Origin of the sequence: Ilumatobacter sp., from assembly GCF_030065885.1 — a bacterium.
Lineage (GTDB): Bacteria > Actinomycetota > Acidimicrobiia > Acidimicrobiales > Ilumatobacteraceae > Ilumatobacter.
The window spans coordinates 1-8,853 of the sequence record NZ_JASJCS010000156.1 but is presented as its reverse complement, the minus strand read 5'-3'; the positions used below and the strand labels follow the sequence as shown (position 1 = coordinate 8,853).

At 71.0% G+C, this 8,853-nt stretch carries 9 protein-coding genes; 6 read left to right on the top strand and 3 right to left on the bottom strand.

Annotated features, from left to right (window positions below; translation table 11 throughout):
* Window positions 1-97 precede the first annotated feature (97 nt).
* Together QNJ12_RS22125 and QNJ12_RS22120 are read right to left on the bottom strand one after the other, a co-directional pair.
* A complete protein-coding gene (locus QNJ12_RS22125) occupies window positions 98-418 on the bottom strand; it encodes a hypothetical protein (protein WP_300626036.1) in 321 nt (106 codons plus the stop codon).
* Between the two features lie 77 nt (window positions 419-495).
* Window positions 496-675: a hypothetical protein gene (locus tag QNJ12_RS22120; RefSeq protein ID WP_300626034.1), complete on the bottom strand. Its 180-nt coding sequence runs from the start codon at window positions 673-675 to the stop codon at window positions 496-498.
* 173 nt (window positions 676-848) lie between these two features.
* Here QNJ12_RS22120 and QNJ12_RS22115 point away from each other — a divergent pair, with 173 nt between their 5' ends.
* Window positions 849-2,189, top strand: a complete 1,341-nt coding sequence (locus QNJ12_RS22115; protein WP_300626032.1) for a hypothetical protein — start codon at window positions 849-851, stop codon at window positions 2,187-2,189.
* A 9-nt stretch (window positions 2,190-2,198) separates the two neighbouring features.
* Here the strand turns inward: QNJ12_RS22115 and QNJ12_RS22110 are convergent, their stop codons facing one another.
* Window positions 2,199-2,834, bottom strand: coding sequence for a hypothetical protein (locus QNJ12_RS22110; protein WP_300626031.1), 636 nt, complete (start codon window positions 2,832-2,834; stop codon window positions 2,199-2,201).
* 40 nt (window positions 2,835-2,874) lie between these two features.
* Between QNJ12_RS22110 and QNJ12_RS22105 the strand changes: the two genes are divergently transcribed.
* The 5 genes from QNJ12_RS22105 to QNJ12_RS22085 form a co-directional block, all read left to right on the top strand.
* A complete protein-coding gene (locus QNJ12_RS22105) occupies window positions 2,875-3,531 on the top strand; it encodes a trypsin-like peptidase domain-containing protein (protein ID WP_300626030.1) in 657 nt (218 codons plus the stop codon).
* A gap of 300 nt (window positions 3,532-3,831) precedes the next feature.
* Window positions 3,832-5,958, top strand: a complete 2,127-nt coding sequence (locus QNJ12_RS22100) for an Hsp70 family protein (RefSeq protein ID WP_300626028.1) — start codon at window positions 3,832-3,834, stop codon at window positions 5,956-5,958.
* 177 nt (window positions 5,959-6,135) lie between these two features.
* The gene (locus QNJ12_RS22095; RefSeq protein ID WP_300626026.1) at window positions 6,136-7,482 is read left to right on the top strand and encodes a hypothetical protein; all 1,347 of its coding nucleotides are present in this window, start codon (window positions 6,136-6,138) and stop codon (window positions 7,480-7,482) included.
* A gap of 132 nt (window positions 7,483-7,614) precedes the next feature.
* Window positions 7,615-8,370: a hypothetical protein gene (locus tag QNJ12_RS22090; protein WP_300626024.1), complete on the top strand. Its 756-nt coding sequence runs from the start codon at window positions 7,615-7,617 to the stop codon at window positions 8,368-8,370.
* Window positions 8,367-8,853, top strand: a 487-nt coding sequence (locus tag QNJ12_RS22085) for a dynamin family protein (protein WP_300626023.1), incomplete at its 3' end; no start/stop codon positions are given. The genes QNJ12_RS22090 and QNJ12_RS22085, both read left to right, overlap by 4 nt.

The window sequence follows — 8,853 nt, the reverse complement described above, 5'->3', positions numbered from 1 at the left end:
CGATGGGACTCGAACCCACGACCCCCTGCTTGCAAAGCAGGTGCTCTAGCCAGCTGAGCTACGTCCCCGAGTTGGGGGCGCCCAGGATAGCGGCGCCTCAGGCATGGCGGGTCAGACGGATCGCGGTCTGGCCCATCGGGCCGCTGAAGCGACCGCTCAAGACGTGGCCGTCGTCCGCGAGTGCGACCTCGAACCGACCCGAGTTCCCCAGCGCGTCGATCACGTCGATCACCGCCGTGCCGTCGATCACGGTGCCGCGACCGTGCAGTGCCGACATGTCGTCGACGACCGAGTCGAACCGCAGCCCGTCACCCGATCGGGCGATCTCGTGGATCCCGTCGTCGGGTCCTCGCCACCGACCAGCGAACGAACCGAACTCGTCCGCCGCATCGACCGGCGCACGATCGATCTCTGTCACTGCCGTACCTCCCACTCACTCCGCGGGCGGCAAGGTAGTCAGCGGCGAACGGCGAGCGCGCCGGATTATCGGCGGCGTCAGTCGTCCTTGAGCGCGACGGCGTTGGGCGTGACGTTCATCTTCGGTTCGTACTCGGCGACCTCGACGACGCGGCCCTCGCTGCGGAACGTCTCGCGGAGGGTGTTCCGGCACGACTCGCACGGGCCGTAGAAGCGGGCCTCGACGGTCGACCGGCAGCGGGGGCACGTGAACTCCATCGCCGCCGACGGTAGCGGCTCGCCGGGCCGTCGTGGCGGAGTCCCACTGCGACCCCGCCGGTTGCGTACAGTCCTCATCGATGTCGGACGGGCGCTCGAGCACACCCTCGGGTGGCGAACCGCGCCCCGCGGCGAGACAGCCGCAGCGGCGGCCGAACTACGCCGCGCGCCGCATGCTCGTGAGCACCATCGGCATCACCGCGATCGTGGCGGTCGGCATCGTCGGCTGGCGGGTCGTGCGCGGCGACGGCAGCGAGGACCCCGGACGGGCCGGTGACTGGGACCAGATCGCGCTCGTCAACCGTTCGAGCGGCGACACGACCTTCCTCGACGAGGACGGCCAGCTCGTGGATCAGACCGTCGGGTCGGGTCGCGTGATGGACGTGCACGTGCGCGATGAGCGGCTCGCACTGGTCGGCCCCGATCGGATCGTCCTGAACGGCGTCGACGCCGCGGAGCCGACGATCGTCCCGATCGCTCGCAACAGCTCGGTGAGCGAGGTGAAGACGATCGACACCTTCCATCTCGTGATCGGCGACCCGTCGGGCGGCAACGTCGTCGTGCTCGACGCCGCAACGGGCGAGACGATCGACGTCGGGGCGACCGCCGGGCAGGCGAACCCCTTGATGTTCGCCGAGACGATGCGCCATTCGACCGACGGCACCACGTTCGCCGTCGCCGACGCGGCGAACTTCCAGACGATCCTCGTCCGGCCCGGCGTGATCGAGCCGGCGTTCTTCCCCGACCAGCCGATCGCGGTCGGCACCGAGCTGATCGCCACCAGCCAGGTCGTCGGCGCCGAAGCCGACGTGACGCTGTACGACTTCGAGCGCGACAACAAGGCCACCGGCACGATCGAGATCCCCGCAGGCGGCGTGATGGTCGACGACGTCCTGACGCTGGTCTCGATCGACGGCGCGGTCTACCGGCTCGGCAGCGGCGACGACGAGGCCGAGCGGATCGGCGTCGTGGCCGTGCCGGCCGGCGAGACCGTCTCGTCCGTGCGACCGACGTTCGACGGCCAACGGCTCGTGGTGGCCGGTGCGGTGTTCGAGGCGGTGATCGATCTCGACGGCACGACCGTCTTCACCACCACGTTCACCACTCCCGTGGCCGTCGACGAACCGGCGGTCGACTGGACCTGCCTCCCGGTCGGCGGCGCATCGGCCGGCAGCGGGTCGGCCGCGGCCGGATTCCACTCGATCATCTCGCTCGAGACCGGCGAGCAGCTCGCCGACCTCACCGGCTTGTCGGTCACGCGGGTCGCGTCGGACGGCTGCACCGTGATCGGCGAGCGGGCGGGCGTCATCGAGGTGGTCGGGGTCGGCGGCGGGGTGACCCTGGGCTCGCTGCGCACCGCCGCGCTCGGACCCGACGGCCGCACGGTCGTCCAGCAGACCACGGCCGGCGCGACCGAGCTCGTGTCGATCGACGACGAGTTCGAGCTCGGCGAGCCGATCGACCTCAGCGAACACGCCGCGTTGAACCTGACGGTGGCGTTCCTCGACAGCTGAGCCGGCGGCTCAGACCCGGTCGATCAGCACCTCGCAGCCGATCGGCATGAACCCGCAGGCGAGGAACGCCCGGAGCGACGCTGCGTTGCCCGAGGCGACCTGGGCGAACACGTGGGTGTCGGCGTCGACGTTGGCGAGTGCGGCCTCGATCAGCGAGCGGCCGGCGCCTCGCCCGGGCGCCGCGCCGGTGAGCTCGACCGACAGCTCGACGCGATCGGCGAGACCGCGGCCGATGCACGCGAGCCCGCGTTCGTCGGCGAACGCCTGCACGTCCCGCCGGTGCACACGGGCCCGCAGCACCCGTGGGTGCCGGTCGACGTCGTCGGCGGCGGGCAAGGGCGTCACGTGGCTCGGCCCGGCGCGGCGGACGAGCACGACGTCGAGCGAGCCGATCGTCCCGCTCGGCCCGGCCAGCTCGACGAGCAGGGCGGCCTGCGTCGCGCCGCCGAATGCGTCGACGCCGTCGAAGATCGGGTCGGTTGCCGGCCGGTCGGTCAGCACGTAGGCGTGACCCGTGAACTCCACCACGGCGTGCTGGCCAGCCGGATCGGGCGGTACGACCTCGACGGTGCCGTCGACCGGCGGGAAGCAACCGGCGGTCGCATCGCGCAGCACGCCGGCCAGGGGATGATCGCTCGACGCCACGCCCGCCAAGAGTACGACCCGCGCTTGTAGCTTCTGCGAGATGCGGAGGGCGATCACGATCGGCGCCGTCGTCGGCGTCGCGGTGCTGCTCTCGGGGTGTGCGCCCGACCCGCCGTCTGCGGTCGTCGGGATCGTCGTCGACGCGTGTGACCCCGGCGAGGAGGTCGGCAGCGGGGCGGTCGTCGCCCCCGGGCTGGTGTTGACGTCGGCGCACGTCGTGGCAGGCGCCACCGACATCCAGGTGCGTCGGAACGGCGGCACTGTCGCGGCGACCATCGTCGGCTTCGACCCCGAGATGGACCTCGCCTACCTGTCGTTCGACGATCGCCTGCGCACGACGCTCGACGTGTCCAGCGACGGTGTCGAGGACGGCGACGTCGGCGTCGCCTGGGTCGTTCGGGACGGCGAGCCGCTGCCGCTGCCGGTGACGATCCGTCGGCGGGTCCGCATCAACACCGAGGACATCTACATCCAGGGCGAGACCGTACGGCCCGGCTTCGAGCTCGAGGCCGACATCCAGTCGGGTGACTCGGGTGGCGCGGTGCTCGTCGACGGCAAGGTCGTGGGTGTGGTGTGGGCGCGGAGCCGCCGCGTCGAGGAGCGGGCCTATGCAATCGACCCGGTGCGCGCCGGCGACCTGATCGACGCCCAGCTCCACGACGGCATCGGCGACGACATCGACCTCACCCGCTGCTGAGCCCCCGGACTCCCGGCAACCTGCGGATGCCGCATCAGAAGGGCTCGGCCATCGCCTCGGGACGAGGCTCGCGACGTGACACCTGACACGCGCCGAACCCCGAGATTCCCCTGTCGGAGGCCGATCGGTCCCGGCTAACTTCGGCGTCGACGGGTCCGATGCCCGTCGACCTCCCTGGGGGCGGGGTCCGTTTCGCTCACGTCGTCGAGTGGCGCGTGTCACGTCGGCGTGACGTATCTGGCGGCGCTGGTCCGACTCTGTGTGGGGTCGCCCAACGACGAAGGAAGCCACCACCTCCAGATGAGCTACTCACTCGGCGTCGATCTCGGCACCACCTACACCGCCGCTGCGATCCAGCGCGGGGACCGTCTCGAGATCGTCGATCTCGGAACCCGCAGCGCAGCGATCCCGTCGGTCGTCTACCTCCGTGACGACGGCGAGGTCCTCACCGGAGAGGCAGCCACCCGCCGCGGGGCCACCGACCCGGGTCGCATCTCGCGCGAGTTCAAGCGCCGGATGGGCGACACGACGGCGATCCTGCTCGGCGGCGTCCCGTACAGCGTCGACGCACTGATGGCCAGCCTATTGCGCAGCGTCGTCTCGATCGCGAGCGAACGCCACGGCGGCCATCCCGAGTCGATCGCGGTTGCCCATCCAGCGAACTGGGGTCAGTACAAGATCGACCTGCTCGAACAGGCCGTTCGCCGCGCCGACCTCGACGACGTCCGGTTCGTGACCGAGCCACAGGCCGCGGCGATCCACTACGCAACGCTCGAGCGGCTGGAGCCCGGCGCGACGATCGCCGTCTACGACCTCGGCGGCGGCACGTTCGACGCTGCCGTCCTGCGCAAGGACGAGGCGGGCTTCGAGCTGATCGGCGAGCCCGAGGGCATCGAGCGGCTCGGCGGCATCGACTTCGACGAGGCGGTCTTCCGGCACGTCGCCGGCGCGCTCGGGGCGGCGCTGGAGGACCTCGACCCGGAGGACCCGGTCGCGCTCTCGGCCGTGACCCGGCTCCGCGAGGAGTGCGTGGCGGCGAAGGAGGCACTGTCGGGCGACACCGAGGTGTCGATCCCGGTCATCCTCCCCAGCCTGCACACCGAGATCCGCCTGACGCGAGCGGAGTTCGAAGCGATGATCCGCCCGGCGCTCGGCGACACCCTCGTCGTGCTCAACCGCACGCTCCGGTCGGCCGGCCTGACAGCCGACGACCTGCATTCGGTGCTGCTGGTGGGCGGATCGTCGCGCATCCCCCTGATCTCCCAGCTCGTCGGCGCCGAGCTCGGCCGGCCAGTGGCGCTCGACGTCCATCCCAAGCACTCGGTCGCGCTCGGCGCAGCTGCCCTCGCAGGCGGGCTGGCCGGCACGAGCGGCGGGTCGGGCACGGCGGTGGCGACCGTCGTGCCCGACCCCGAAGACCTCGCACCCGAACCGGCCGACGAACCCACGGCACTCGAACCCGCCGCACCCGAACCCGCCGGCGACGAACCCACCGCACCCGAACCCGCCGCACCCGAACCCGCCGAGCTCATGCCTGTGGTCGCGGCCGCGCCGCCCGAGCCGTCGACGGAACCGGACCCTCCCGCACCAGCTGACGAGGTGGTCGTCGTCGCCGACGAACCGTCGGGCGCGACGGCAGAGCTGGCAGCCCTCGCTGAGCAGGCCCCGGCGCCGCCGACCCAGGACGTCCCGACCGCCGCCGCGACCGAGCCACTCGCAGCGACCAGCGCGGCGGGGCCGCCGCCGGCGCCCCGCGCTCCGGCGAGCGGAGCGAACGACGGCGGCAGCGGCCGGCGGGTCGCGCTGATCGGCGGCGGTGTCGCGGCGGCCGCGATCCTGATCGTCGGCGGCATCGTCGCCTTCGGCGGCGGCGACGGTGCCGGCGACGCAGCCAACACCACGGTCCCGACGGCCGACACCCAGGCGGACACGACCGCAGCGCCGACGACGGCGACACCGACGACGGCGGCCGACGTCGTCCCGGTGACACAGCCCGCGGCCACACCACCCGCAACGGTCGCCACGACGAGCAGCACGACGACCACGACGACGATTCCCGACCCGTGCGGCGATGTCGGCGCAGAGCCGTGCGTCCGGCTCGAGTCGATCCAGACCCTCGAGTCCGGGGAGATCCAGGTCGACTGGTCCGCCGTCAACTTCGAGCCGAGCGTGGCGAGCGGCCTCCACGCCCACCTCTACTGGAACGACGCAGAGGCCTTCCAGGCGGGGAGCGACGCGCCGGACGGCCAGCGAACCGACTGGGATGCGGTCCAGGACCCGAGCTACATCTCCCCCAGCCTCCTCACCTCGGCGAACCAGCCGCCCGACGCCGACGGGATCTGCGGCACGGTCGGCGAGGCACCCGATCACAACACCTTCAATCCTGATCTCTTCCACTGCCTGCTCCTCCCCGGAGCCGGCGCATGAGTACCCCGGGGGACCCCCGATAGGGGCGGGGACATCCCCGATGGCGGAACGTTCTCGTCTTGAGATCGTGGTCATCGAAACAGCGGTGATCACCACAGCGGTGGTCATCACGACACAACAACCACACAACACACCGATCCACTCACGACGAGTGGTCAACCTCAAGGAGAAACCATCATGACTGTCGATCTGGTCGAGCTCTTCCGGAAGCTGTTCTTCAATCCGGTCGAGACGCAGAAGTACCTCGACAACCCCAGCCAGTACCTCCACGACGCAGGCGTGGAGGACGTGTCCTACGACGAGCTCAACGAGGCGGCCACCCTGGCCGTGTCGGGGCCGGTGTCGCAGGGTGCCGTCGTCAACACCGGTGGCGCGAGCGCCACGGCCGGTGACATCAACGTCGGCAGCAGCGTGGCGAGCGCCTCGGGCGGCTCGACCGCCAGCTCCGGCCCCGTCGCCTCCGGCGGCTCGACGGCCGGCAGCGCAGCGCCCGCTCCGTCGGCGCACCACGCGCCGCCAGTGGCGACGACGCCCCCGCCGCCGCCTCCGCCGCCGGCTCCCGAGAAGGAGCCCGTGGAGCAGGTCCAGGAAGTCGTCAACTACTACGTCCAGGAGGTCACCGAGGTGACCGAGGTGACGAACGTGACCAACGTGACCGAGATCACCAACGTCGACGACCGTGACACGAACGTCGACGCCTCGGTCAACACGACGATCATCGCCGACGACCAGGCGGACGTCGACGTCCACCTCGAGAACCAGACGGCCACGGCGTCGGGCGACAGCGCGGTCGCCGCCGGCGACGACGCCGAAGGTGTTGCGACGGCCGAGCGTGCCGTCGCTGCGGGTGAGGACGTCGAGGGTGCCGCCACGGGCGACCAGGCGGTCGCCGCCGGCGACGACATCAAGGACTCGGCCGTCAACACCGGCACCAACAGCGGTGTGATCGCCGGCGACGACGTCGACGGCAACGTCAACACGGGCACCTTCGAGGGCGTCCAGGGCGACAGCGCCGACGTCGACGACTCGATCTTCGGTGACGACAACAACCAGGCGAACGACAACGACGGCAACGCAGCGATCGGCGACGGCAACATCCAGGCCGCCGACAGTGGCCAGGCCGCCGGTGGCGACCTCAGCGACGACGACACCACGATCAACATCAACGCCGGCGACGACGTCGACCTGGACAACGTCAACTTCGGAGAGGGCGACACCACCCAGGACAACTCGGTCACCGACTCGGGCAACATCGACGCCGACAACTCGTTCAACCAGGACAACGACGGCATCGACGCCGACATCACCGTCAAGGACTCGTTCCAGGACAACGACGGCATCGACGTCGACGACTCGTTCCAGGACAACGACGGCATCGACGCCGACGTGGCCGACTCGTTCAACCAGGACAACGACGCCATCGACGCCGACCTCACGGAGTCGTTCAACCAGGACAACGACTTCGCCGACGTCGACGACTCGTTCAAGGTCGGCGAGGCCACCGAGATGGAAGCGATGGACTGATTCCGTCGAGCCACCTCGCGGGATGATGTGGGTCCCGGGCCATCAGGCCCGGGACCCGCCCGCGGTCAGCACACGACCAACCGACCAGCAGCACACCGAACCGACACACGAGATCGAAGGGGGTGACCACCCATGGCGACGCCGCTCGGCCAACTGCTCCGCGAGCTCCGCACCGACACCGACGTGCAGGCCCGCTTCTCCTCCTCCCCCGCCGAGTACCTCCTCGATCACGGGTGGGGCGACCTCGGCGCCGCCGACCTCCAGGAGGCGCTGCTCCTGCTCGCCGACGCCGCCCCGCCGACCGAGGCGGTCCAGTGGGTCGCCGTCGGTGAGGCGGTCGACACCGACGCCGAGGGCGCAGCCGACGCGCTCGCAACAGCCTTCGGTGCGCTCGGCAACGACGACGCAGCCACCGAGCACGGCGCCGTCGCCGACCCCCACGAGCTCGACGACCCGGCCGGCCCCGCCGACGAGGCGAGGCGCGACGACGATCCGGCCGACCTCGACGATCCCGACGCCGGCCACCCCGAGCTCGACGATCCCGACCTCGACGATCCCGACGCCGGCCATCCCGAGCTCGACGATCGTGATCTCGAGGCCGTCGACGGCACCGCGCCGGAACCGGGTACCGACCCGGCGATCGGTCGGGCGGTCGCGGACGCGGTTGCCCCGACGCAACCGGAGACCGACGCCGTCGACGCGCTCGACGGCGACGCGCTGGACGGCGACACAGGCGATGCCGACGAGCTCGACGACCTCACCGGCATCTTCGACGACGCGATCGGCGTCGAGACGCCACACCCGCCTTCCCTCGTCGACGACACCATCGAGCCGAGCCACCCGGCGACCGAACCCGAGCACGACTGGGACGACCCGACCACATCATGAACGCACCGCTCCCACCAACACCGCCCACCGGGCAGACCTCGGATCAGGGCGCCTCGGCTCACCAGGTGCTCAACGACGCACGGCGACGACTCGCCGACCTCGTGCGGGTCACCGGCACCGCTGCGGCGAGCTACGACCGTGCCGATCTGGCCGACCGGCTCGAGCGAGCCGCTGCTCGCAGCGCCGAACGCGAGCTGAACGTGCTCGTCGTCGGCGAGTTCAAGCAGGGGAAGAGCACCCTCGTCAACGCACTCCTCAACGCGCCGGTCTGCGGCGTCGCCGACGACGTCTCGACCGTCATCCCCACCACCGTCAGGTTCGGAGCCGAGCCCAACGCAACCGTGCACTACCGCGACGACGGCGACGGCACCGAGCATGCGGCCCGGTCCGAGCAGGTCACCATCGCCGACGTGCCGACGCTGGCATCCGAACAGGGCAACCCCGGCAACCGCGCCGGCATCGGCTCGATCGAGGTGGCGATCC